Origin of the sequence: Methylopila capsulata, assembly GCF_016907975.1 — a bacterium.
GTDB classification, from domain to species: Bacteria; Pseudomonadota; Alphaproteobacteria; order Rhizobiales; family Methylopilaceae; genus Methylopila; species Methylopila capsulata.
The window spans coordinates 127,224-150,579 of sequence record NZ_JAFBCY010000003.1; the positions used below are offsets into that span (position 1 = coordinate 127,224).

A 23,356-nucleotide genomic window follows, 5' to 3' on the forward strand; every position below is an offset into this window, starting at 1 on the left:
GAGGACACGCCCCATGGCCGAAAGCCGCCCCCAAGCTCATGTCGACGCCCGCCGCGCGGCGGACCCCGATGCACCGACGCCCGGCGCGCCGGCTCATGAGGTTCATCCCAATCCGAAGACCGCGCCCGATCCCGAGAGCAATGCGGAAAAGGACCCGAGCGACTGGGTGTCCGGCGACGAGCCGATGACCGGCGCGCAGGCCTCCTACCTGAAGACCCTCTCGGAGGAGACCGGGGCCGAGGCTTACAAGCCGGATCTCACCAAGGCCGAAGCTTCGATGGCGATCGACGAGCTCAAGGACGCCCGCAACCGGAAGCGCTGACGCGAGCGTTCAGAACAGACGGCCGCCGTTCGGGACGGCGGTCGTCGGCGACAGCAGCACGACCTCGCCGTCAGCGTCGGGCACTCCGAGCGTCAGGACCTCGGACATGAACTTGCCGATCTGCCGCGGCGGAAAGTTCACCACCGCAACGACCTGGCGGCCGATCAGCGAGTCCGGCGTATAGTGCTTAGTGATCTGCGCCGACGATCGCTTCACGCCGATGTCCGGACCGAAGTCGATCCTGAGCTTGATCGCGGGCTTTCGCGCCTCGGGATAGGGCTCGGCTTCGACGACGACGCCGACGCGGACGTCGACCTTCAGGAAGTCGTCGAAGGCGATAACGGGTGCCGCGGTTTCGGCCGTTCCGCTCACGCAGCGCTCGCCACGTCTTCGGCGACGTCGTCCTTGCGGCGCTTGCGACCGAAGGCGCGGTCGCACACGTCGCGGAACGGAGCCGTCAAGCGCAGCGCGCCGTCAGCCCTTTGCGCCCAACGCTCGGCCTTGCGGAGCTCCTCATCGAGCGCCTTCATGGTGCGGGCGAGGCCCTGATCGGAATCGTTGAGGAAGGTCTCGAACACGCGCGCGTTGACGAGCACGAGCGCCTGCGCCCGGGCGGCTCCCAGCGGGCCGGACTCCTGCACGCCGGCCGCCGCGAGCATCCACTGCATCGACGAGACCGCAACCTTGTTCATCTCGGCCGCACCGAGCGGATCGCGCATCACGCCGCGGCGGGCGGCGCGCAATCCCTCACGGTAGGGAGCCAGCGCCTCGAAACGCCGCATCAGCACGTCGAAGAGACGCTCGCGCGCAGGCTCGTCCGCCATGTCCTTGACGTCGTGCTTGAGCACGTCGAGATCAATCTTGCGGACGAAGCCAGCAAGCACCGCGCCCTTCGAAGGGAACAGGCCACGAAGATCCGCCAGGCCGATCCCGGCCTGCTCGGCCAGATCGTGGAGACCGATGTCGCCCCAGGGCTTCTCGGCGAGCAGCGAAAACAGCGCGTCGATCGCCTTGTCGCGTGGATCGGGTCCGGGCTCAGACTTCGACGGCTTCGCCGAAGCGTCGCTGGACGATGGATTGCGTGCCATGGCGCGTCTCCTCGCGTGTCTGTGGTGACCGCTCGTCACACGATTATGGGCGCGCCGCGCGTCCGTTCCAAGGCGGCCCGTGCGGCTCAGCCCGCAAGTTCGCGGGAGCGCGCCGTCGCGGCCGCCACCGCCCGCTCCAGCAAAGGATCGAGGCCGTCGGCCGCCATCAGCACGCCCAGCGCCGCGGCCGTCGTGCCGTTCGGAGAGGTCACGTTCTTGCGCAGCGTTTCCGGCGTTTCGGGCGAACGGTGCAGCAGTTCGCCCGCTCCCTCGACGGTGGCCCGCGCGAGCTTGCCGGCGAGGTCCGGCGGCAACCCGGCCGCGACGCCTGCGCGGGCGAGCGATTCCGCCATAAGGAACACGTAAGCCGGGCCCGAACCGGACACGCCGGTGACGGCGTCGATCAGCGCCTCGTCGTCGACCCACACCACCTCGCCGCAGGCCTGCAGCAGGCGGTCCGCCAAAGCCCGCTGCGCCGCGCTGACGCCCTCGCCCGCGACGCAGGCCGTGATCCCGCGGCCGACGGAGGCCGGCGTGTTCGGCATGGTCCGCACCACGGCGGCGCCGTTGGGAAGCCCGCTGCGCAGCGTCTTGAGCGTCGTTCCGGCGAGGATGGACACGACGACCGTATCGGGGCTTACGAACCCTGCGACGCTTGGAAGCGCGTCGGCCGCCATCTGCGGCTTGACCGCGAAGAGGATCGCGGCCGGCGGCGGCAGGTTCCCCGGCTCAGGCGCGAGGATGACGCCCTGTGCGCTGAGGCGCTCCGCGACGTCAGGCGGCAGTCCGGGATCGACGACGGCGACCAGCGCCGGATCGAGCCCGCCCGCAAGCCACCCGTCCAGAAGGGCGCCGCCCATCTTGCCGGCCCCCACGAGAAGGATCGGGCCGCCCGGAGAGAGCGGCCCGATGGAATGCTCGGTCATGAAAGGCTCAACGCCGTCACGCCTCCCCCGCCGTTTCGAAAGCCACCACCTGCATGGCCTCCTCGGCGCTCTTGCCTGCCCAGACCACGAACTGGAACGCTTGGTAGTGACGTTCGCAGGCTTCGAGGGCCCCTTGCAGCAGGGCTTCGCATTGGGGGGCGCTCGCCTCCGCCCCGCCGGTGAGCAGGAGAGAGTGCCGGTAGACCACCACGCCCTCCTTGCTCCACAGATCGAAGTGACCCAGCCACATCTGCTCGTTGACGAGCGTCAGGAGCTGGAGAATCTCCACCTTGCGGCGGTCGGGAACCTTGAGGTCGAAGGCGCAGGCGAGGTGAAGGGACTCCAGATCGTCCATCCACGTGAGAGACACGTGGTAATCGGACCAGGATCCATCGACGGAAATCGTGATCTCGTCGTCGTCGGACCGGTCGAAAGACCAGTCGTTCAACGTCGCGATGCGTTCGATCATGTCGACAGGGTGGCCGTGACGCTCGGCGTCCACGTCGATGAGAGCCATGAGCTCCTCCCCAGGTGAAGGCCCTGCTCGAGGGCGTGGGAACGACGTCGCGCGTGACCTGCGGACCAAGGGCGGTCCGCCGACCGAGGCTCCGGATCGCGTGGCGCAAAGCCAGCGATTCGAGCCCCCTCAAACAGTATATGGCGCCCGTTTCCGCGCTGCACACATGCTGTCGTACTTGTATGAGCGGATCGGCCCGTCAAATCGCGACTGTGTCTTCCGGACCGCTGCCGCCTTGCGGCGTCGAGGTCGCGCCCGCGAGCTTCGCTTCGAGCGCGTCGAGCCGGGCGGAGAGCGTCTCGTTCTCCTCGCGCGCCTTTACCGCCATGGCGCGCACGATCTCGAACTCGTCGCGGCGGACGAGGTCGAGATCCGCGAGGATCTTGCTGGCCTGCGCCCGCACGATCGTCTCGACCTCGCGCTTCACCCCGGAGGCGGCGCCGGCGGCGTCGGTCATCAGGCGTCCGATCTCGTCGAACACGCGGCCGCGGGTCTCGGTCATGGGGTCAGGCCTTTCGCAGGGAAAACGCTCGTCACACATGGCCCGCCGCCGCCCTCCCCGCAAGATCGGACGCTCATGCGGCAGCCGGCTTCCGCGCCACGAGGAAGGCGTCCACGTCCGGAGCGTCGCTCGGAACCGGCCTGAAGGGCACCGCGAGACGCGCCAGCGCGTAGGCGAGGACGAGGCTGACGTGCCAAGACCACCGGTGCCCGACATACCGGGCTTGGGGCGGCGGATCCGTCCGGCGCGCGAGCAGACGCCACAGCCAGAGAATGACGCCCTGATGGGGCGAGACCGGCAGCGTCTCCAGAGCGACGACCTCGAGGCCGAGCTCCGCCGCCAGCGCACGGAACGCGCCCGCGTTCCACCATGTCACGTGGTGCGGCGGCAGATTGAGTGGAAAGTTAGGAATGTCCGTCAGCGGCGACGGGTGCAGCGGCGCCGCGAGGATCAGCAGGCCGCCGGGTTTCAGCAGCTTCGCCATCAGCCTGGCGTGGCCGAGCGGATCAGTCACGTGCTCGATGACGTGGAACGCCGTCGCGACGTCATAGGCGGCGGGATTCGCCTCCGCATGGCGCTCGAGCGTCTCGCGGATCACCGTCTCGTCGGCGCCTGGGCCGGCGTAGGGGTCGAGCCCGACGAACCGGGCGTGCGGCAGGTGGCGGCGAAACAGGCCCGGGCCGCAGCCGATGTCGATCACCGTGGCGCCTTCGGGCACGGAGCGGGCCGCGCGACGGAAATCGACGCGGCGGTCGACCTCTTCCGTCAGCCCCTTGTGGATGTCCCACTTGGCGTAGAACCGGGCGTAGAAGGCCGCGTCGCCGACGATCGGCGGATCGAAGAACATGAGGCCCGACGGGCTTTCGTACAGCGTCAGCCGCTTCACGCCTTTGAACAGGCGCGCCACGTCCACCCCCTGCCCGAACCGCCAGAGGTGCCGCACGAACTTGGTCGACACGCTTTGCACCGCGCGGGCCGGCTCGCCGGTGATCGGGCAGGTCGGGCCGACGGCTCCGGACGTCTCGGCGGATGTCATCATGATGTTCGCCGCCGGAAGGCGCCTTTACGCAACTGCGAGATGCCCTGTATCGCCCGCGCGGCCGGCGGCGTCCATGGAAAGCGTGGGCGAGCCGGACGCCTGCTCAGGTCCGGCAGCTCGCCGCCGCCATCGGCGTCGGGCGGTCAAGCCGCAGGCTGAAGGCCGCGACGGCGAGCCCGGCGAAGGTGATCGCGGCCGCCACCAACGGCACCGACCAGAGCCCCGGCCCGTGGTCGATCGTCGCCCCGCCGGCCCAGGCGCCGATGGCGTTGCCGAGGTTGAAGGCTGCGATGTTGAGGCTGGAGGCGAGGTTGCGGCCATCCGCGCCGGCCTTCTCCATCACCCGCATCTGCAACGGAGCGACGGTGGCGAAGCTCGCCGCGCCGAGCAGGCCGAGGACCGCGACCATGGCGATCTTGTCGTAGGCGGCGACGGTGGTCAGCGCGAGCGTCAGCCCGAGCGCGGCCAGCGTGCCGATCAGCGCCAGCCCGACGTTGCGGTCCGCGAAGCGCCCGCCGGCGAGATTGCCGACCGCGAGCCCCGCGCCGAACACCAGCAGGATCGGCGAGACCGCGGCCTCTGAAAACCCGGTCAGCTCCGTCAACAGCGGCTGCACATAGGTGAAGGCGGCGAAGACGCCGGCGAAGCCCAGCACGGTCATTAGGAAGCCGAGCTGCAGCTGCGGGTTCTTCAGGCTTGCGAGCTCGCGCTTCAGCGGCGGGGCGGGCTCGGAGGCGACGTCGCGCGGCACCGCGAGCGCAATGATCACGAACGCGACGAGGCCGATTACGACGACCGCCCAGAACGTCGACCGCCAGCCGAACGCGAGGCCGAGCCAGGCGCCGGCGGGCACGCCGAGCAGGGTCGCCGCGGTGAGGCCGGTGAACATCACGGCGATCGCGGACGCCTTCCGCTCCTGCGGCACAAGGCCGGTGGCGACCACAGAGCCGACGCCGAAGAAAGTGCCGTGGGCGAGGGAGGTGACTACCCGCGCCGCCATCAGCCAGCCGTAGTCGGGAGCGAGCGCGCAGGCGAGGTTGCCCACCACGAACACCCCCATCAGCGCGAGCAGCACGGTCTTCCGCGGCAGCTGGCGGCTCGCGATGGTGAGGACGGGGGCGCCGATGAACACCCCGAGCGCGTAGCCCGAGATCAGCAGTCCGGCGGCGGGGATGGAGACGCCGAGGTCTCCGGAGACCTGCATCAGCAGGCCCATGATGACGAACTCGGTGGTGCCGATGCCGAAGGCGCCGGCGGCGAGCGCATAGACCGCGAGGGGCATGGAAGCCGCTCCTGAACGCGTGGAGTGGAAGGATTGGCGTCAAGGTAGCGGACCCGGCGTCTTTGGATTAGCCTTCACAAGATCCAACCACCTGTGACGCGAAGGAATTAATGAGCCGATCCGACGCCAATCGCGCCGCCGAGATGGAGACCTTCGTCCGCGTGGTGGAGCGGGGCGATTTCTCGGCCGCCGCGCGCGAGCTTCGACAATCGCCGTCCGCCGTCAGCAAGCTGGTCGCCCGGCTCGAGACGCGGCTCGGCGCTCAGCTCATGACCCGCACCACGCGCAAGCTGCTGCTCACGGCCGAGGGCGAGGCCTTCTATGACCGTGCGACGCGCATTCTCGCCGACATCGACGAGGCCGAGCGGGAGGCCTCCGGCGGCGCGGTTCCCAAAGGCCGCGTCCGGGTGAACTGCAGCGTGTCGTTCGGGCAGCTCTACGTGCTGCCGCTGGTGCCGGCGTTCCTCGCCCGCTATCCGGAGGTGACGCTCGACATCGTGCTGACCGATCAGGTGGTGGATCTGTTGGAGCAACGCGCCGACGTGGCGATCCGCATCGGGTCGCTCGCCTCCTCCCGCCTCGTCGCCCGCAGGCTCGGCGAGAGCCGTCTGGCGGTCGTCGCCTCGCCGGACCACCTCGCCCGCCACGGGGTCCCGAAGACGCTGGAGGACCTCGAGCGACATCCTCGAATCGGGTTCAACTTCACCCGCCGGACGCCCGGCTGGCCGTTCCTCATCGACGGACGGACGGTGACCGTCCCACCCATCGGCCCGGTCCAGGTCGGCGATGGCGAGACCTCGCGATTGCTGGCGCTCGCGGGCGTCGGCCTCGCCCGCCACGCGCTGTTTCACATCGGGTCCGACATCGCGGCGGGAACGCTTGTGCCGGTGCTCGAGGAGTTGAACCCCGGCGACACCGAGGAGATCCACGCCGTGTTCGTCGGCCGCCCGGGCCGGCTCCCGGCCCGCACGCGCGCCTTCCTCGATTTTCTGGCTGAGGCCGCGGGCGAGCTGAACCGCAGCGGCTGGACCACCCCGCCTTGACGCTGGGCGTCGCCACGTCCATCACCGCGCCGACCCTGGAGCGCGCATGCCGCTGTTCGCAATTCCGTTTCCGATGATCGATCCGATCGCGGTGTCCGTCGGCCCGCTCGCGGTCCGCTGGTACGCGCTGGCCTATGTGGCCGGGCTGCTGATCGGGTGGTGGCTCGCCAAGCGCATCGCCGCCAACGACGCCCTTTGGGGCGCGACGCGACGTCCGACGCCGCTCGAGGTCGACGATCTTATTCTGTGGGTCGCCTTCGGCGTGATCCTCGGCGGCCGCGTCGGCTATGTGCTGTTCTACAACCCGCTCTATTACCTCGACAATCCGCTTGAGGCGCTGCAGGTCTGGCACGGCGGCATGAGCTTCCACGGCGGGCTCGCCGGCGCGGCGCTCGGGATCATCCTGTTCGCTCGGTCCCGCACCCTGCCGGCGCTGCCGATCTTCGACCTTTGCTCGGCGGTCGCGCCCATCGGCCTGTTCTTCGGCCGGGTCGCGAACTTCATCAACGGCGAGCTGTTCGGCCGCGTGACCGATGTGCCTTGGGCGATGGTCTTCCCCACCGCGGACGCCCAGCCGCGGCACCCGAGTCAGCTCTATCAGGCCGCGCTCGAAGGGCTGGCGCTGTTCGTGCTGGTTCAGGTCCTCGTGCGCACCGGCGCGCTGAAGCGTCCCGGCCTCGTCGGGGGCGCCTTCCTCGCGGGCTATGCCGTCTGCCGCATCGTCGGCGAGGAGTTCCGAGAGCCGGACGCGCAGATCGGCTTCCTGCCCGGCGGCCTGACGATGGGCATGGTGCTGTCGCTGCCCATGCTGGCGCTCGGCGTCGTCGTCGTGGTCCTCGCGCTGAAGCGCGCCCGGCGGGCATGACCCCGCTCGGCCGCGAGATCGCCGAGACGATCGCGCAGGACGGGCCGATCACCGTGGAGCGCTACATGGCGCTCTGCCTCGGGCACCCCTCTCACGGCTACTACGCCACCCGCGACCCCTTCGGCGCCGGCGGCGACTTCGTCACCGCGCCCGAGATCAGCCAGATGTTCGGCGAACTCGTGGGCCTGTGGTGCGCCGAGGTGTGGCGGCGCATGGGCGAGCCCGCACGCGTGCAGCTCATCGAGCTCGGCCCCGGCCGCGGCACGCTGATGGCGGACGCGCTGCGGGCGGCGAAGGCCGTACTCGGCTTTCGCGACGCGCTCGACGTGACGCTGGTGGAAACCAGCCCGACGCTGCGGGAGATCCAGCGGGAGAAACTGGCCGCGACTGGCGTTCCGATCCGCTGGGCTTCAACGATCGAGGATGCGCTCAGGGGTCCCTCCCCTTGCAAAGGGGAGGGTGGCCCCGCGCCAGCGGGGTCGGGTGGGGTCGGGGCCGCAGAGCGCTCGACATCCGAGGCCCCACCCGACCTCGGCTTCGCCGAGGCCACCCTCCCCACGCCTGCGGCGCGAGGAGGGCTGATCGCGCCTTCTGCGACGGGAGCGTCTCTTCCCGTCCTTGTGCTCGCCAACGAGTTCTTCGACGCGCTCCCCATCCGCCAGTTCGTGCGCACCGAGGCCGGCTGGCGCGAACGGATGGTGGGGCTCGTCGACGGGGCGCTCGCCTTCGGCCTCGCCTCCGAACCGCCCGCGGGCCTGCCGCTGCCCTCCCGACCCACCGGCTTCGTGCTGGAGCTCAACCCGCAGGGCGTCGCGATCGCGACCCGCCTCGGCGCCCACCTCGCGATTCACGGCGGCGCGGCGCTCGCGCTCGACTATGGCGAAGGCCACAGCGCCGGCGACACGCTGCAGGCGATGCGGCGCCATGGCTTCGTCGATCCGCTGGCGGAGCCCGGCGCAGCCGACCTGACCGCGCAGGTCGATTTCGGCGCGCTCGCCCGCGCGGTGCGGGCGGCCGGCGCCACGACGATGGCGCTGCTGCCGCAGGCCGACCTGCTCGAACGGCTCGGCCTTCACGCCCGCGCGGCGCAGCTCACGCGAAACGCCACGCCCGCGCAGGCCGAAGCGGTCGAGGCCGCCGTCCGGCGATTGACCGACCGCTCCCCTTCCGGCATGGGCGCGCTGTTCAAGGCGCTGGCCATCGGTGATCCGAGTCTCGGCGCCCCTCCCGGTTTCGAACTCGACGGAGAACCGCGATGACCCTGACAGTCCCGACCGTCCAGTCCGAGGCTCTGGCCGTGCTTCCGGGCGTGCGCCATGCTTTCTTCACCCGGCAGGGCGGCGTCTCCACGGGCGTGCTGTCGAGCCTGAACGGCGGCCTCGGCGCCAAGGACGATCCGGCGAACGTGCACGAGAACCGCCGTCGCATGGCGGCGACGCTGGGCCTGGAGGCCGGTCGGATCGCCCTGCCCTGGCAGGTGCACTCGGCGGACGTCGCGGTCGCGACCGCGCCATGGACGCGCGAGACCGCGCCGCATGTGGACGCGGTTGTCGTGGCGATCCCCGGCCTCGCCGCGGGCGTCACCATCGCCGACTGCGGGCCGATCCTGTTCGCCGACGCCGAAGCCCGCGTGGTCGCCGCCGCCCACGCCGGCTGGCAGGGCGCATTCAAGGGCGTGGCCGAGGCGACGCTAGCGAGGATGGAGGAGCTGGGCGCCCGCCGAGAGCGTGTGGTCGCCGCGCTCGGCCCCTGCATCCGCCAGGCGAGCTACGAGGTCGGGCCCGAGTTCGCCGCCCGCTTCGCAGCGGTCGACGCCGACAACGCCCGTTTCTTCGAACCCTCGGGCAAGCCGGGCCACGCGCTGTTCGACCTCGGCGGCTACGTCGTGGCGCGGCTGAAGGCCGCCGGCGTCGGCACGGTGGAGGACCTCGGCCTCGACACCTACGCCGACGAGGAGCGTTTCTTCAGCTACCGCCGCATGACCCACCGCGGCGAGGACGACTACGGCCGGCTGGTGGCCGCAATCGCGCTGTCGGACTAGTCCGACCTAGGGCGGGCCAAACTCGATGGCGATCGAGTAGTTCAACCCCGACGTCTGAACGCCGCTGACCTTAAGAATGTAGACTTGGTTCGGCGTCAGGCTCGACACGTCGAGCGTCGAGACCGCCGCGCGGGTGGCCAGCGTTCCTGTGAAGGCGTCCGATCCGACGAGGGCTCCGTCGCTCGTGGTGAGGTCGACGTTGACGCCGACGAAGCGCGTCCGGTTGTAGATGTTCCAGGTGATCGTCGCCCGCATTTCGTTCGACGGCGCGGTGAAGCGGACCACGTGGGAGATCTCGCCGGTCCCGCTCCTCGGCACCTGCCCAGTGAGAACCATCACGTCGTTTTGCGACACGCGGTCCAGAAACACGCTGACCTTCCGGCCAGAGAGCGAAAAGTACAGACTTTCCGCTTGCGACGGCGACGCGCAGAGCGCGGCGACGAAGATCGCGGCCCATCGAAATCTCATCGTGAACATGCCGGCGCCCCCTCGGCTTGCGCGATCATGCTCCCGCTGTTTCGTCACCGCAAGTAAAGACTAAGTCGGAACGCCCCCTTCACTTGTAGGTAAGCATGCCGCCCCCTTCGCCTGGACGATCGCCGCCGAGCGGCGGCCGTAAAGGCTTCTGTGACCCTTCTGCGACGAAGGTGCGCATCCGGCTCGCAGTCGGTTGAGAGCGGTTGGAATAGTTGTTAAGAGCCGCACGCCTTTCCTCGGCGTCACGGTCGTGGGCAGCACAACGGCGCCGCGGGGCGCGCACGAAGGTCGTTCAGCATGAAGGTCGTCGCCGGCAACTCCAACCGCGGGCTCGCCGAAGCCATCGCGGCCTATCTCGCCACGCCGCTCACCCGCTGCAACGTGCGCCGCTTCGCGGACATGGAGGTGTTCGTCGAGATCCTGGAGAACGTGCGCGGCGAGGACGTGTTCGTCGTCCAGTCGACCTCGTTCCCGGCGAACGACCACCTGATGGAGCTGCTGATCATCATCGACGCGCTGCGGCGCTCCTCGGCGCGCCGCATCACGGCCGTCATGCCCTACTTCGGCTACGCCCGGCAGGACCGCCGCGCCTCCGGCCGGACGCCGATCTCGGCGAAGCTCGTGGCCAACATGATCACCCAGGCCGGGGCCGACCGCGTCATGACTCTCGACCTGCACGCCGGGCAGATCCAGGGCTTCTTCGACATCCCCACCGACAACCTGTTCGCGGCGCCCGTGATGGTGCGCGACATCAAGGACCGGCTGCCGACCGACAACGTCATGGTCGTCTCGCCGGACGTCGGCGGCGTGGTGCGCGCCCGCGCCATCGCCAAGCGCATCGACGCCCAGCTCGCCATCGTCGACAAGCGCCGCGAGCGCCCGGGCGAGTCGGAGGTGATGAACGTCATCGGCGACGTCGAAGGCCGATCCTGCATCCTGGTCGACGACATCGTCGATTCCGGCGGCACGCTGGTGAACGCCGCCGAGGCTCTGCTCGCGAAGGGCGCGAAGGACGTCTACGCCTACCTGACGCACGGCGTGCTGTCGGGCGGCGCGGTCGCCCGCGTCACCGCCTCCAAGATCAAGGAAATGGTGATCACTGACTCGATCCAGCCGACCGAGGCGGTGCGGGTCGCGAAGAACATCCGCGTGATCTCGATCGCGACGCTGATCGGAGAAGCCATCGCGCGGACGTCCAGCGAAGAATCGGTGTCGAGCCTGTTCGATTGATCCGATCAGGCGCCGCCGCCGGTCAGCGGCGCGCCGTCCCACGCTCGTACCGCCGGATCGTCGTCGTCCGGCGCGTCTCGACGACAGCCGGCTCGTAGCCGGGAACGTCCGCCTCGACCCACATGCCGCGCACCTGCTGGGGCAGGCGCCGGGATGTGAACACCGGTTCGAACAGCCCGTAGAAATCGTCCTCCAGCAGCACGCGCGGCCCTCGCTCCACGACGACCTGCCGTGCGGCGTCCCGCAGCGGCAGTTGCGGGCCGTAATAGCGCTCGGCGGCGCTCGGCCGGTAGGAGCGCTCCACGGGCCGCGTGACGACGCGCTCCGCAGGGTCGGCCGCCGTGGCGGCCCCCGAGCCGAGGGTGAGAAGAACGAGGACCAAGCCTCCGACGCGCATCATGCCGACCTCCCGGGAACTGCAGCATGGAGATGGAGCGCTGCGACCGGCCGTCGAGACCGGACACGTTGCGCGGGAACGGCGTTTCTGCTAGCTCACGCGCGCGGCGTCCCACACCCCTGGAGGGGTTCGCCGCCTGAGGCCGTCCGCATCGGGCGGCCATTTCATTTCGGAGAACTGATATGTCCGCGACCAAGCCGCTCAAGGCCGAAGCGCGCGAGAAGGCCGGTAAGGGGGCCGCCCGCGCACTTCGCCGTCAAGGCAAGATTCCCGCCGTGATCTACGGCGGCAAGAAGCCCCCCGTCAGCATCGCGCTCGACGGCCACGAGGCGTTCAAGCTGCTGCACGCCGGCGGCTTCAAGACCACGATTTTCGAGATCGACACCGGCGGGGCCAAGGAGCGGGTCATTCCGCGCGACTACCAGCGCGACGTCGTGACCGACACCCTGCTGCACGTCGACTTCTTCCGCGTCACCAAGTCGTCGATCGTCGACGTCGAGGTCCCGGTACACTTCCTGAACGACGAGGCCGCCCCCGGCATCAAGCGCGGCGGCGTTCTGAACGTCGTGCTGCACACGGTGCACGTGGAGGCGGGCATCGACGACATCCCGTCCGCGATCGAAGTCGACCTGACGGGCCTCGAGATCGGCGACATCGTCCACGCCAGCTCCGTGAAGCTGCCGCAGGGCGTCGCGTTCAAGGCCGAGAACCTCGAAGAGCTGACGATCGCCACCATCGCCGCGCCGACCGTGGTCGCGGAAGAGGTGGCCGAGGAGCAGGCTGAGGCCGCCGCCGAGAACCGCGGCGAGACCATCGAGCCGGAAGAAGGCGCCGAGAGCGAAGGCGAGACGGCGGCCGACGAGGCCGACGCCAAGCAGGACGAGGACAAGAAGTCCGAGAGCCGCAAGTCGCAGGACGATTGATCGATCCGCGCGTCATGCCCGCGACCGCGCGGGCATGACGCGACGGGCCGTCCCTGTTGGGAGCTTCCGACATGCTGCTCCTGGTCGGCCTCGGCAATCCGGGGTCGAAGTACGAGAAGAACCGGCACAACATCGGCTTCATGGCCGTCGACCGGATCGCGTCCCGCCACGGCTTCGGCCCCTGGCGGGCGCGCTTTCAGGGCGAGACGGCGGAGGGCGCGATCGGCGGCGTGATGACGCTGCTGCTGAAGCCGCGCACCTACATGAACGAAAGCGGCCGCGCCGTGGCCGAGGCCGCCCGCTTCTTCAAGATCCCCCTGCCAGACATCGTGGCGCTGCACGACGAGCTCGACCTCGCGCCGGGCAAGCTGCGCGTGAAGGTCGGCGGCGGCAACGCCGGCCACAACGGCCTGCGCTCGATCACCGCCCATATGGGCAACGACTACAAACGCGTCCGCCTGGGGATCGGCCACCCCGGCAAGGACGCGGTGCTGTCCTATGTGCTGAACGACTTCGGCAAGTCCGAAATGGGCTGGGTCGACGTGCTGACCGAGGCCGTCGCGGACGCCGCCGACCTGCTGGCGGGCGGGCAGGACGCGAGCTTCCAGAACAAGGTCCACCTCAGGATGGAGGCGGCAGGCTTCGGCGAGGTGGAGAAGCTCGGAGCGCCCAAGACCTGACGCCCCGCGCCTTGACCGGCGGACACGGAAACACGAAGTTCGTGTCGAGGAGCGCAGGACCTATGAAGAACGTGACGATTTCGATGGACGACGATGTGTTGAGCTGGGTGCGTGTGGAGGCCGCAAAGCGGGGTGAGAGCGTTTCGCGCTACTTTGCGACCCTCGCTTTGGAGCGAAAGCAGCAGGGTCCGCATGTCAGCCAACGCGAGAGCCTGGAACGGTTCCTGTCCTATCCGAGGCGGGATCTGACGCGCGCCGACGGGACGCTGCCGAGCCGCGAAGAGATCTACGACGATGCGTTGCTTCATCGATTCGAACATCCTGATCTATCTTCGGGACCGGCGAAGCCCGGCGAAGACTGAGCGCGCGACCGGGTGGGTGCGTGAACTGTCGGACCGCGAGGGCCTCGTCGTCAGCCCCCAGGTGATCAACGAGTTCACGGCGGTGCTCACCCGGAAGCTCAGGATGTTCAGCCTCTCCGAAGTGGAGCCGATGGTCGCCGAGATCGGCCGCTGGTGCGATGCGCCGCTGACGTTCGAGACCTCGAGCCTCGCCTTCGGGGTTCACGAGCGGTTCGGCTTCGCCTGGTGGGACAGCCTCATCGTCGCCTCCGCGCTCCAGTCGAACTGCGAGCTTCTGCTGTCCGAGGACATGAGCCATGGCCAGCGCATAGGCCCGCTCATGACCATCAATCCCTTTCTCGTCCGACCGGACGAGATCCTCTCTCAAGACTGATCGGTTCCTGCCATGGGCTTCAAATGCGGCATCGTCGGCCTGCCGAACGTCGGCAAGTCGACCCTCTTCAACGCGCTGACGCAGACCGCCGCCGCCCAGGCCGCGAACTATCCGTTCTGCACCATCGAGCCCAACGTCGGCGAGGTCGCGGTGCCCGATCCGCGGCTTGGCAAGCTCGCCGCGATCGCCGGCTCCAAGGAGATCATCCCGACGCGGCTGACCTTCGTGGACATCGCGGGCCTCGTGCGCGGCGCGTCGAAGGGCGAAGGCCTCGGCAACCAGTTCCTCGCCCACATCCGCGAGGTCGACGCCATCGCCTACGTCCTGCGCTGCTTCGAGGACGACGACATCACCCATGTCGAAGGCAAGATCGACCCGCTGTCCGACGCCGACACCGTCGAGACCGAGCTGATGATCGCCGACCTCGAGAGCCTCGAGAAGCGGGTGGTCGCACTCGAGAAGCGGGCGCGCTCGAACGACAAGGAGGCGAAGGAGCAGCTCGAGCTCGTCAACCGCGTGCTCCCGCTGCTGCGCGACGGCAAGCCGGCCCGCCTCGCCAAGATCTCGGACGACGAGCGGCCCGCCTTCGACGCGCTCAACCTGCTGACCTCGAAGCCGGTGCTCTACGTCGCCAACGTGGACGAAGGCTCCGCCGTGGACGGCAACGCCTACTCCGCGCGGGTCGAGGAGCGCGCGAAGGCCGAAGGCGCGGTCGCGGTCGCGATCTCTGCCCGCATCGAGAGCGAGATCGCGGTGCTTCCGGAGGACGAGCGGACGGAGTACCTCGAAGCGCTCGGCCTGCACGAGCCCGGCCTCGACCGCCTGATCAACGCCGGCTACCAACTGCTTGGGCTCGTGACCTACTTCACCGTCGGCCCCAAGGAGACCCGCGCCTGGACGATCGAGCGCGGCACCAAGGCGCCCGCGGCGGCGGGCGTGATCCACTCCGATTTCGAGAAGGGCTTCATCCGCTCCGAGACCATCGCCTACGACGACTACGTCACGCTGAAGGGTGAGACGGGCGCGAAGGACGCTGGCAAGATGCGGCTCGAAGGCAAGGAGTACGTCGTCGCCGACGGCGACGTGCTGCACTTCCGCTTCGCGAACTGAGCGTTGTTTCGGTATCCATCGATCCGCTGAACCAGGCCGTCGTTCCGGGCGAAGTCCCGGAACCCATCAGCCCACCGGGTCAGATTTGTCCGGATACGTCGGGGTTATGGGTCCCGGCACTTCGGCCAGGGCGACGGCGGAGCGAGGAACGCAAGGCGCATTCCCTGACGCCGAACCTGCTCAAGGAGCGCCACAGATGCCCAACCCCCGCTACGCCTTCGAGGACTTCGCGCCCGGCGACACGGCGGAGTACGGCGACCTCGTCGTCGATCGCGACGACATGGTGGCCTTCGCCGAGGAGTACGATCCGCAGCCGATGCACCTGTCGGAGCAGGCCGCGCGCTCCAGCATGCTGGGCGAGTTGATCGCGTCCGGCTGGTACACGGCGGCGCTGCTGATGCGGATGAACTGCGACCGCTGGCTCGTCGACAGCACCTCGATGGGCTCACCGGGCGTCGACAGCGTCGAGTGGCGCGCGCCGGTGCGCGCCGGCGACCGGCTGACGGTGCGGAGCGAGGTCGTCGCCGCCCGCGCCTCCCGCAGCCGGCCGGAGATGGGCGTGGTCTCCTTCGCCTTCGATGTCGTGAACCAGGACGGCGTGGTCGTGATGCGGCAGGTCAACGCGGTGATGTTCGGCCGTCGCGACGCGGGAGCGGTCTGATGCATCTCGAGGACTACGCCCCCGGCGACCGCGCCGAGATCGGCTCGCACCTGTTCACGGCCGACGAAATCCTGCGCTTTGCGCGCAAGTACGACACCCAGGCCTTTCATCTCTCCGAGGAGGCCGGCCTCGCCGGCCCGTTCAAGGGCCTTGCGGCCTCCGGCTGGCACACTTCAGCGGTGTGGATGAAGCTGATGATAGCCTTCCAGACCCGGATGGCGAAGGAACGGATGGCGGCGGGCCTGCCGGTCGGCCGCGTCGGCCCCTCCCCCGGCTTCCGGGATCTGCGCTGGAAAGCGCCCGTCATGGCCGGCGACACCCTGACATACTTTTCGGAAGTGCTGGAGACGCGGCCGAGCGCGTCCCGCCCCGGCTGGGGCGTGCTCACGGCCCGCAACACGGCGACGAACCAGCACGGCGTTGAGGTTTTCGAGTTCACCAGCGCAGTGTTCGTCGGCGTGCGGCCCTGAGCGCGGATAACGTTCGCGCGAGGGGCGGAATGTTCTCGGGCCCGGCGCGTTATTCAGCGCGGAGCGGCCGGATCGAATCGCGTGCACGCGACGAGGACACCCGAATGACCCTGCCCAAAATTGCTGCGCTGACGCTCGCCGGCGTCGCCGTCCCGCTGCTCGGCCTGAGCGAGGCGACCGCGCGCCCGCTGGCTTCCGTAGCGGCGCCGCTGGCGCCCACGGCGGGAGCCGGCCTGCTGCTCGTCGAAGATGACGACGACGACCGTCGCCGCGACGGCGCGCGCGTCCGCTCGGGCGACGACGATGATGACGATGACGACCGGTCGCGCCGTAGGCAGGGCCGCGACGGCGATGAGGACGATGACGACGACGCCATGTTCGGCCGGAACGACGACGATGACGACGGCCGCCGCGGACGCGGGGAGCGCGACGACTGACGCCGTGCGTCAGCGGGGGCCGAACACCCGCCCGGCGACCGCGTCGAGCTTCGCCAGCAGTTGCGGATCGCGGTGCTCCGGCGCGGTGACGATGGCGTAGTCGAGCGCCCGGTCGGATCCGAGCGGGCACGGCTCGTGCTCCTCGGGGAAATCGGCGGCGAGCCGCGCCACCAGGCGGCGGGCCTTGTCGCCGTTGGCGTGCATCACCGCGAGAATGTCGGCGACGTCGACCCCGGCCTCGTGCGGCCGCCAGGCGTCGTAGTCCGTCACCATCCCGACAGTCGCGTAGGACAGCTCCGCCTCGCGGGCGAGCTTGGCTTCGGGCATGTTCGTCATACCGACGATGGACGCGCCCATGGCCTTGTAGGCGACGGATTCCGCCCGAGTGGAGAACTGCGGGCCTTCCATGCAGACGTAGACGCCGCCGACCACATGCGGCACGCCTTCGGCCGCCGCGGCCCGGGCGATCCGCGCCACGAGGTTCGGAGCGACGGGGTCGGAGAACGCCACATGCGCCACGCAGCCGGGGCCGAAGAAGGTGGGCTGGCGGCGGAAGGTGCGGTCGATGAACTGGTCCGCCAGCACGAAGGTCCCCGGCGGAAGCTCCTCGCGGTAGGAGCCGCAGGCCGAGAGCGACACGAGATCAGTGACGCCCGCCCGCTTCAGGACGTCGATGTTCGCGCGGTAGTCGATGTCGGAGGGCGACAGCCGGTGGCCGGCGCCATGGCGGGGCAGGAAGACGATCGTGGTCGCGCCGATCCGGCCGCGCTTCGGCTTGGCCGAAGGCAGCCCCCAAGGACTCGCGAGATCGAGCTCCTCGACGTCTTCGAGGCCGGGCAGATCGTAGATCCCCGACCCGCCGATCACGCCCAGAACGGCCTTCGCCATCGTTCGCTCCTGACAATGAAAAACGGCGGACCCGAAGGCCCGCCGCTCTATAGCACGGGGTCGCCCGCCAGAATCAGGCGATCGCCTTCGGCTTCGCGCCGGCCCAGATGCGCTTCTTGACCAGATAGACCAGCGAGCCGAACACCAGCAGCCAGATCATGACCACAAAGCCGGTCTGCTTGCGGACCGCGAGGTGCGGCTCTGCCGCCCACATCATGAAGGCCGCGGCGTCCTTGCCGTACTGGTCCACCGTGGTCGGCGTGCCGTCGGTGTACTCCACCTGGCCGTCCTGGATCGGCTTCGCCATCGCGATCCAGTGGTTGGGGAAGTACTTGTTGTAGTGCAGGTTCGCCGCAGCCGGCTTTGCGCCGGCCGGGGGCTCCTCGTAGCCCGTCAGCAGGGCATGGATGTAGTCCGGCCCCTGCTCCTGGTACTGGGCGACGATGTCCCACAGGAACCACGGGAAGCCGCGCTCGTAGGTCCGGGCCTTGGCCAGCAGCGAGAAATCCGGCGGATAGGCGCCGCCGTTAGCGGCGCGGGCCGCCTGCTCGTTGGGGAACGCCTTCGGAAAGGCGTCCGACAGGCGGGCCTTGCGGGTGAACATCTCACCCTCGTCGTTCGGACCGTCCTGGACCTCGTACTCGCTGGCGATCGCGCGCGCCTGGCCCTCGTTGAAGCCGAGGCCGCCCGGCTCCATCAGGTTTCGGAAGGAGACCAGCGAGAGCGAATGACAGCTCGAGCAGACCTCCTTGTAGATCTTGAAGCCGCGCTGCAGCTGGGCCTGGTCGAACTTTCCGAACGGACCCCAGAAGGTCCATTTCTGCATCGGCGGCTGCGGCGTGTGGTGGGCGCCGCCTTCCTGCGCGCCCTCCCCGCCGGCCGCGAGCGCCCCGCTGGCGCCGGCCAGCGCGCCGAGGCCGATGACGGCCGCGGCGGCGACGGCGCGAAGAGAACGCAGGCTCATGGTCTTGCCTTCGAAACGCAGGGTCATGGGCCCGATCATCCCTTCGTCTCGGGCGACGCCGCCGCGCCGCCCGGGAAGCCATGGCCGCCCGAAGGACCGAGGACCGATTCCGCGATCGAGGCCGGGAGCGGCTTGGTCTTTTCGATCCTGCCCAGGACGGGAATGACGATCAGGAAGTGGATGAAGTACCAGGCGGTCGCGATGCGGGCGTAGGTGATGTAGGGCTCCTCGGCCGGCTTCGAGCCGAGCCAGCCCAGGATCACCGCGTCCGCCACGAAGATCCAGAAGAAGATCTTGAACATCGGACGGTACTTGGCCGAGCGCACCTTCGACGTGTCGAGCCACGGCAGGATGAACAGCACGGCGATGGCGCCGAACATCATCAGCACGCCGCCGAGCTTGGACGGGATCGCGCGCAGGATCGCGTAGAACGGCAGGAAGTACCATTCCGGCACGATGTGCGACGGCGTCACCAGCGGGTTCGCCTCGATGTAGTTGTCGGCGTGGCCGAGGTAGTTCGGGATGTAGAACACGAACCAGGCGAAGAACGCGATGAAGCAGATCATCGCGAAGCCGTCCTTGATGGTCGCGTAGGGCGTGAAGGGCAGCGTGTCCTTGCGGAAATCCTTCACCTCGACGCCGGTCGGGTTGTTCTGCCCGACATGATGGAGAGCCCAGATGTGCAGCGCGACCACGCCCGCGATCATGAAGGGCAGCAGGTAATGCAGCGCGAAGAAGCGGTTCAGCGTCGGGTTATCGACGGAGAAGCCGCCCCACAGCCAGGTCACCACGGCCTGGCCCACGCCCGGGATCGCCGAGAACAGGTTGGTGATCACGGTGGCGCCCCAGAACGACATCTGGCCCCAGGGCAGCACGTAGCCCATGAAGGCGGTCGCCATCATCAGCAGGAAGATCAGCACGCCGAGGATCCACAGGATCTCGCGGGGCGCCTTGTACGAGCCGTAGTACATGCCGCGGAACATGTGGATGTACACGGCGATGAAGAACATCGAGGCGCCGTTGGCGTGCAGGTAGCGCAGCAGCCAACCGTAGTTCACGTCGCGCATGATCTTCTCGACCGAGGCGAAGGCCTTGGTCGCTTCCGGCGTGTAGTGCATCGCGAGCACCACGCCGGTCAGGATCTGGGCGACCAGCATGAACATCAGGATGCCGCCGAAGGTCCAGAAGTAGTTCAGGTTGCGCGGCACCGGGTAGGCGATCGCGCTGGAGTGCACCAGGCCGACGATCGGCAAGCGGCTCTCGAACCATTTGGCGAGACCGCTTTTCGGCTGGTAGGTCGAATGTCCTTGCATCGAATTCACCTCGTCGCGCCGCGCGGGCGTGAACCTGCGGGGGCGGCCTCAGCCGATGGTGATCTTGGTGTCGCTGTCGAAGGCGTAGGGCGGGATGTGGAGGTTCTCCGGCGCCGGCCCTTTGCGGATGCGTCCCGCACTGTCGTAGTGCGAACCGTGGCAGGGGCAGAGCCAGCCGTCGAATTCGCCGGACTTCGAGGTCGGAACGCAGCCGAGATGGGTGCAGATGCCGGTGACGATCAGCCAGTTCTCCTTGCCTTTCGCCGCGCGGTTCTCGTCCGTCGCTTCAGCGTCCGGGGCGAGGTTCTCGTTGCGCGCGTTGCGGTCGGGCAGCTGGCTGACCTTGACGGCCTTCGCCTCTTCGATGTCCTTCGCCGTGCGGTTCCACACGAACACCGGCTTGCCGCGCCATTTGACCGTGATGATCTGGCCTTCAGCGATCTGGCTGATGTCGACTTCGCTGGTCGCGAGCGCGAGCGCCGAGGCGTCGGGGTTCATCTGAGCCACGAACGGCCACACGGTGAACCCGGCCCCGACGGCGGCTGCGGCCCCCGTCGCCAGATACAGAAAGTCGCGACGGGTCGGCTCGGCGGCGTCGTGCGTGGCTGCCACGATCAGTCTCTCCCAAAAGCTTCCTCAGTGCGGCGGAACGGCAGGCGAAGCTCGTCGGTCCAACGCGCGGCCGTCCTTTGGAACGGCTCTTATCTCTTGCGCGCTTTGTCGCACCCGATGTCGCGGCCTGTCCAGCCCGCCTAAGACTTTAGGACACAGTGTCGCATCTTCACCACCCGGATTCCGCCACGATTCCGTTATGGGAGGCTATTTTCCCTTTGCGTCTCGCGCTTTACCAACCCGACATCCCCCAGAACGCGGGCACCCTGCTGCGGCTCGCAGCCTGCCTCGGCGTCGCGGTCGACATCATCGAACCGGCGGGATTCCCTGTGTCCGATCGGGCATTTCGCCGCGCGGGGCTCGACTACCTCGACCATGTGGAGATCGTTCGCCACGTCTCGTTCGCGGCGTTCGAGCAGGCTCGCCAGGCCGCGGGCGCGCGGCTGGTGCTTCTGACGACGCGAGGCGCGGTCGCCTATGTGGACGCCGCCTTCCGGGCCGACGACGTGCTGATGCTGGGCCGCGAATCGGCCGGCGTCCCGGACGCCGTCCACGCCGCAGCTGATCTGCGCGTGGTGGTGCCGATCCGCGCCGAACTCCGCTCGCTCAACGTCGCGGTCGCCGGCGCGATCGCCCTCGGCGAGGCGCTGCGCCAGACCGCGGGGTTTCCATCCCGCCGCTCACCACCCTAAATGCCGGCCTCCCGCCCTCGCACTCGCGGATCGGTCGCCATGCCCTCGCCTCTCGTCGACGTCGACTCCCGAAAGACCCGCGTCCGCGCCTGGTTCGAGGAGCTTCGCGACCGGATCCACGCCTCGTTCGAGGCGCTCGAGGACGAAGCGCCGGGCGACGCGCCGGCCGGCCGGTTCGAGCGCACGCCCTGGTCGCGCAAGGACCACACCGGCGCGGACGGCGGCGGAGGCGTCATGGGCATCATGAAAGGCCGGCTGTTCGAGAAGGTCGGCGTGCACTGCTCGACTGTCTACGGCGAGTTCGCGCCCGAGTTCCGCAAGGACATCCCCGGCGCGATGGAGTCGCCCGGCTTCTGGGCCTCGGGCATCTCGCTGATCGCCCACCCCGTGAACCCGAACGTGCCGACCGTGCACATGAACACCCGCTTCGTCGTGACGAGCCGCGCGTGGTTCGGCGGCGGCGCCGACCTCACGCCCGTGCTCGATCGGCGTCGCACGCAGGAGGATCCGGACACGGTCGCCTTCCACGCCGCCTTCGAGCGCGCCTGCGAGGGCCACGCGGTTGCGGACTACGCCCGCTACAAGGCGTGGTGCGACGAGTACTTCTTCCTGAAGCACCGCAACGAGCCGCGCGGCATCGGCGGCGTGTTCTACGACTGGTTGGACAGCGGCGACTTCGAAGCGGACTTCGCCTTCACCCGCTCGATCGGCGAACGCTTCGCCGAGGTCTATCCGGAGATCGTACGCGCCAATTTTGCGAAGGACTGGACCGAGGCCGACCGCGCCGAGCAGTTGGTGCGCCGCGGCCGCTACGTGGAGTTCAACCTGCTGCACGACCGCGGCACCATCTTCGGCCTGAAGACCGGCGGCAACGTCGCGTCGATCCTGTCGTCGCTGCCTCCGCTCGCCGCCTGGCCGTAGAGCGGCCCGCGTCATCGACCGCGCCGTCGCTCCGGGCTCTCGCTTCACAGGCCCGTGATCTTGTTGGAAAAGCGCCAATTCGTGACGCTTTCGCACTGGCGCGGCGGACCTCGGCGCTTAGTTCGACCCAAGCAAGCACGTCTTGGGGGCCACCATCATCGCCGCACGCATTCTGATCCGCCTTCCGGCGTTCGGGCTGGTCGCTCTCGCGCTCGGGGCCTGCTCCGGCGTGCAGTCCGCGCTCGACCCCGCCGGCCGCGAGGCGCGCGACGTTGCGGACCTGTTCTGGGTCATGTTGATCGGCGCGGGCGTGGTCTGGACGATCGTGCTGGGCGTCGCGGTCTACGCCACCCGTGTCCGCACCGACGCACACGAGGAAATCGTCGGCAAGCGGCTCATCCTCTGGGGCGGCGTCGTGTTCCCCGTGGTCGTGCTGGCCGCCCTGCTGGTCTACGGGCTGCGGCTGATGCCGGAGCTGCGCCAGCCGGGCGAAGGCCTGCGGGTCGACGTCGCCGGCGAGCAGTTCTGGTGGCGCGTGCGCTACAAGCCGCTGAACGGCCCGGAGGTCGTGAGCGCCAACGAAATCCGCATGCCGGTCGGCGAGCGCGTCGAGTTCGCGCTGACGAGCCCGCATGTGATCCACGCCTTCTGGATCCCGACGCTCGGCGGCAAGGTGGACATGATCCCCGGCCGCGAGAATCGGCTGGTGCTGGAGGCGGAGAAGCCGGGGACCTACCGCGGCGTCTGCGCCGAGTTCTGCGGCGCGAGCCACGCGCTGATGGCCTTCGACGTCGTCGTGATGGAGAAGCCGGCGTTCGACGCCTGGCTCGCCGCGCAGGCCGCGCCGCAGCCGGCCCCGACCGGCGATCTCGCGCGCGGCCGCGACCTGTTCCTGCAGAACGGCTGCGGAGCGTGCCATGCCGTGGCCGGGACCGAGGCCAAGGGCGAGGTCGGCCCCGACCTCACCCGCTTCGGCGCCCGCAAGACGCTCGGAGCCGGCACGCTGCCGAACACCGCCGACAACGTCGCCCGCTTCATCGCCGAGACCGACACGGTGAAGCCGCGCGTGACCATGCCCGCCTACCCCGCCCTGCCGCGCGACGACCTGACGGCGATCGCCGCCTATCTCGGGAGCCTGAAGTGATGGCGATCGTGGCCGCGCCCTTCCTGATCCCTCCTCAAGCGAAGCTTGGGGAGGGTGGCCCTTCGCGGAGCGAAGGG

30 protein-coding genes are annotated in these 23,356 nt (G+C 69.0%); 17 read left to right on the forward strand and 13 right to left on the reverse strand.

Annotated features, from left to right (window positions below):
* Positions 1 to 13 precede the first annotated feature (13 nt).
* A complete protein-coding gene (locus JOD31_RS11845; RefSeq protein WP_204950565.1) occupies positions 14 to 322 on the forward strand; it encodes a DUF3072 domain-containing protein in 309 nt (102 codons plus the stop codon).
* 9 nt (positions 323 to 331) lie between these two features.
* Here the strand turns inward: JOD31_RS11845 and JOD31_RS11850 are convergent, their stop codons facing one another.
* From JOD31_RS11850 to JOD31_RS11880, 7 genes are all read right to left on the reverse strand, one after another.
* Complete coding sequence (locus tag JOD31_RS11850) at positions 332 to 694, reverse strand: tRNA-binding protein (protein ID WP_204950566.1); 363 nt, start codon at positions 692 to 694, stop codon at positions 332 to 334.
* Complete coding sequence (locus tag JOD31_RS11855) at positions 691 to 1,410, reverse strand: TetR/AcrR family transcriptional regulator (RefSeq protein WP_204950567.1); 720 nt, start codon at positions 1,408 to 1,410, stop codon at positions 691 to 693. Before JOD31_RS11855 ends, JOD31_RS11850 begins: the two co-directional genes overlap by 4 nt.
* An 86-nt stretch (positions 1,411 to 1,496) precedes the next feature.
* Positions 1,497 to 2,336 (reverse strand): pyrroline-5-carboxylate reductase, encoded by an 840-nt coding sequence (proC, locus tag JOD31_RS11860; protein ID WP_204950568.1) that lies wholly within the window; start codon positions 2,334 to 2,336, stop codon positions 1,497 to 1,499.
* Between the two features lie 16 nt (positions 2,337 to 2,352).
* Positions 2,353 to 2,853 (reverse strand): type III secretion system chaperone family protein, encoded by a 501-nt coding sequence (locus JOD31_RS11865; protein WP_020185992.1) that lies wholly within the window; start codon positions 2,851 to 2,853, stop codon positions 2,353 to 2,355.
* 199 nt (positions 2,854 to 3,052) lie between these two features.
* Positions 3,053 to 3,355 (reverse strand): accessory factor UbiK family protein, encoded by a 303-nt coding sequence (locus JOD31_RS11870; protein WP_204950569.1) that lies wholly within the window; start codon positions 3,353 to 3,355, stop codon positions 3,053 to 3,055.
* Positions 3,356 to 3,428: 73 nt separating this feature from the next.
* Complete coding sequence (locus tag JOD31_RS11875; RefSeq protein WP_204950570.1) at positions 3,429 to 4,394, reverse strand: class I SAM-dependent methyltransferase; 966 nt, start codon at positions 4,392 to 4,394, stop codon at positions 3,429 to 3,431.
* A 103-nt stretch (positions 4,395 to 4,497) separates the two neighbouring features.
* Positions 4,498 to 5,676: an MFS transporter gene (locus JOD31_RS11880; RefSeq protein WP_204950571.1), complete on the reverse strand. Its 1,179-nt coding sequence runs from the start codon at positions 5,674 to 5,676 to the stop codon at positions 4,498 to 4,500.
* Between the two features lie 110 nt (positions 5,677 to 5,786).
* On the opposite strand from JOD31_RS11880, the gene JOD31_RS11885 reads away from it, so the two are divergent.
* From JOD31_RS11885 to pgeF, 4 genes are read left to right on the forward strand one after another with little or no spacing between them, the layout of a single operon-like run.
* Positions 5,787 to 6,719, forward strand: a complete 933-nt coding sequence (locus JOD31_RS11885) for a LysR family transcriptional regulator (RefSeq protein ID WP_204950572.1) — start codon at positions 5,787 to 5,789, stop codon at positions 6,717 to 6,719.
* Between the two features lie 46 nt (positions 6,720 to 6,765).
* Positions 6,766 to 7,584, forward strand: a complete 819-nt coding sequence (gene lgt, locus JOD31_RS11890) for a prolipoprotein diacylglyceryl transferase (RefSeq protein WP_204950573.1) — start codon at positions 6,766 to 6,768, stop codon at positions 7,582 to 7,584.
* The gene (locus JOD31_RS11895) at positions 7,581 to 8,843 is read left to right on the forward strand and encodes a class I SAM-dependent methyltransferase (RefSeq protein WP_204950574.1); all 1,263 of its coding nucleotides are present in this window, start codon (positions 7,581 to 7,583) and stop codon (positions 8,841 to 8,843) included. The genes lgt and JOD31_RS11895 overlap by 4 nt, the downstream gene beginning before the upstream one ends.
* The gene (gene pgeF / locus JOD31_RS11900; RefSeq protein ID WP_204950575.1) at positions 8,840 to 9,625 is read left to right on the forward strand and encodes a peptidoglycan editing factor PgeF; all 786 of its coding nucleotides are present in this window, start codon (positions 8,840 to 8,842) and stop codon (positions 9,623 to 9,625) included. Before JOD31_RS11895 ends, pgeF begins: the two co-directional genes overlap by 4 nt.
* 6 nt (positions 9,626 to 9,631) lie before the next feature.
* On the opposite strand, the gene JOD31_RS11905 is transcribed toward pgeF, so the two are convergent.
* Positions 9,632 to 9,994, reverse strand: a complete 363-nt coding sequence (locus JOD31_RS11905; RefSeq protein ID WP_204950576.1) for a hypothetical protein — start codon at positions 9,992 to 9,994, stop codon at positions 9,632 to 9,634.
* Positions 9,995 to 10,399: 405 nt separating this feature from the next.
* Here JOD31_RS11905 and JOD31_RS11910 point away from each other — a divergent pair, with 405 nt between their 5' ends.
* Entirely contained in the window at positions 10,400 to 11,332 is a 933-nt protein-coding gene (locus tag JOD31_RS11910) for a ribose-phosphate pyrophosphokinase (protein ID WP_204950577.1), read from the forward strand.
* Positions 11,333 to 11,354: 22 nt separating this feature from the next.
* Here the strand turns inward: JOD31_RS11910 and JOD31_RS11915 are convergent, their stop codons facing one another.
* Positions 11,355 to 11,732 (reverse strand): hypothetical protein, encoded by a 378-nt coding sequence (locus JOD31_RS11915; RefSeq protein ID WP_204950578.1) that lies wholly within the window; start codon positions 11,730 to 11,732, stop codon positions 11,355 to 11,357.
* 179 nt (positions 11,733 to 11,911) lie between these two features.
* On the opposite strand from JOD31_RS11915, the gene JOD31_RS11920 reads away from it, so the two are divergent.
* The 8 genes from JOD31_RS11920 to JOD31_RS11955 all read left to right on the forward strand — a co-directional run bounded on the left by JOD31_RS11920 (position 11,912) and on the right by JOD31_RS11955 (position 16,745).
* Complete coding sequence (locus JOD31_RS11920) at positions 11,912 to 12,652, forward strand: 50S ribosomal protein L25/general stress protein Ctc (RefSeq protein WP_204950579.1); 741 nt, start codon at positions 11,912 to 11,914, stop codon at positions 12,650 to 12,652.
* Between the two features lie 71 nt (positions 12,653 to 12,723).
* Positions 12,724 to 13,332 carry an aminoacyl-tRNA hydrolase gene (gene pth / locus JOD31_RS11925; RefSeq protein ID WP_204950580.1) on the forward strand — a complete coding sequence of 203 codons (609 nt, stop codon included), beginning with the start codon at positions 12,724 to 12,726 and terminating at the stop codon, positions 13,330 to 13,332.
* Positions 13,333 to 13,394: 62 nt separating this feature from the next.
* Entirely contained in the window at positions 13,395 to 13,694 is a 300-nt protein-coding gene (locus JOD31_RS11930) for a hypothetical protein (protein ID WP_204950581.1), read from the forward strand.
* Complete coding sequence (locus tag JOD31_RS11935; RefSeq protein ID WP_204950582.1) at positions 13,627 to 14,067, forward strand: PIN domain-containing protein; 441 nt, start codon at positions 13,627 to 13,629, stop codon at positions 14,065 to 14,067. The genes JOD31_RS11930 and JOD31_RS11935 overlap by 68 nt, the downstream gene beginning before the upstream one ends.
* Before the next feature lie 12 nt (positions 14,068 to 14,079).
* Positions 14,080 to 15,177, forward strand: a complete 1,098-nt coding sequence (gene ychF / locus JOD31_RS11940; RefSeq protein WP_204950583.1) for a redox-regulated ATPase YchF — start codon at positions 14,080 to 14,082, stop codon at positions 15,175 to 15,177.
* Positions 15,178 to 15,373: 196 nt separating this feature from the next.
* Complete coding sequence (locus JOD31_RS11945; RefSeq protein WP_204950584.1) at positions 15,374 to 15,838, forward strand: MaoC family dehydratase; 465 nt, start codon at positions 15,374 to 15,376, stop codon at positions 15,836 to 15,838.
* Entirely contained in the window at positions 15,838 to 16,308 is a 471-nt protein-coding gene (locus JOD31_RS11950) for a MaoC family dehydratase (RefSeq protein ID WP_204950585.1), read from the forward strand. Before JOD31_RS11945 ends, JOD31_RS11950 begins: the two co-directional genes overlap by 1 nt.
* Before the next feature lie 29 nt (positions 16,309 to 16,337).
* Entirely contained in the window at positions 16,338 to 16,745 is a 408-nt protein-coding gene (locus JOD31_RS11955; protein WP_204950586.1) for a hypothetical protein, read from the forward strand.
* 9 nt (positions 16,746 to 16,754) lie between these two features.
* On the opposite strand, the gene JOD31_RS11960 is transcribed toward JOD31_RS11955, so the two are convergent.
* The 4 genes from JOD31_RS11960 to petA form a co-directional block, all read right to left on the reverse strand.
* Positions 16,755 to 17,633 (reverse strand): S-methyl-5'-thioadenosine phosphorylase, encoded by an 879-nt coding sequence (locus JOD31_RS11960; RefSeq protein WP_204950587.1) that lies wholly within the window; start codon positions 17,631 to 17,633, stop codon positions 16,755 to 16,757.
* A gap of 73 nt (positions 17,634 to 17,706) precedes the next feature.
* Entirely contained in the window at positions 17,707 to 18,624 is a 918-nt protein-coding gene (locus JOD31_RS11965) for a cytochrome c1 (RefSeq protein ID WP_246482479.1), read from the reverse strand.
* An 8-nt stretch (positions 18,625 to 18,632) separates the two neighbouring features.
* Positions 18,633 to 19,910 carry a cytochrome b gene (locus JOD31_RS11970; RefSeq protein ID WP_204950589.1) on the reverse strand — a complete coding sequence of 426 codons (1,278 nt, stop codon included), beginning with the start codon at positions 19,908 to 19,910 and terminating at the stop codon, positions 18,633 to 18,635.
* A 48-nt stretch (positions 19,911 to 19,958) separates the two neighbouring features.
* Positions 19,959 to 20,522 carry a ubiquinol-cytochrome c reductase iron-sulfur subunit gene (gene petA, locus JOD31_RS11975; protein WP_204950590.1) on the reverse strand — a complete coding sequence of 188 codons (564 nt, stop codon included), beginning with the start codon at positions 20,520 to 20,522 and terminating at the stop codon, positions 19,959 to 19,961.
* Positions 20,523 to 20,740: 218 nt separating this feature from the next.
* On the opposite strand from petA, the gene JOD31_RS11980 reads away from it, so the two are divergent.
* From JOD31_RS11980 to coxB, 3 genes are all read left to right on the forward strand, one after another.
* Entirely contained in the window at positions 20,741 to 21,214 is a 474-nt protein-coding gene (locus tag JOD31_RS11980; RefSeq protein WP_204950591.1) for a tRNA (cytidine(34)-2'-O)-methyltransferase, read from the forward strand.
* Positions 21,215 to 21,253: 39 nt separating this feature from the next.
* On the forward strand, positions 21,254 to 22,135 hold the full coding sequence (hemF, locus tag JOD31_RS11985) for an oxygen-dependent coproporphyrinogen oxidase (protein WP_204950592.1): 882 nt from the start codon (positions 21,254 to 21,256) through the stop codon (positions 22,133 to 22,135).
* 142 nt (positions 22,136 to 22,277) lie between these two features.
* Positions 22,278 to 23,279: a cytochrome c oxidase subunit II gene (gene coxB / locus JOD31_RS11990; RefSeq protein ID WP_246482480.1), complete on the forward strand. Its 1,002-nt coding sequence runs from the start codon at positions 22,278 to 22,280 to the stop codon at positions 23,277 to 23,279.
* The last annotated feature ends 77 nt before the right edge of the window (positions 23,280 to 23,356 follow it).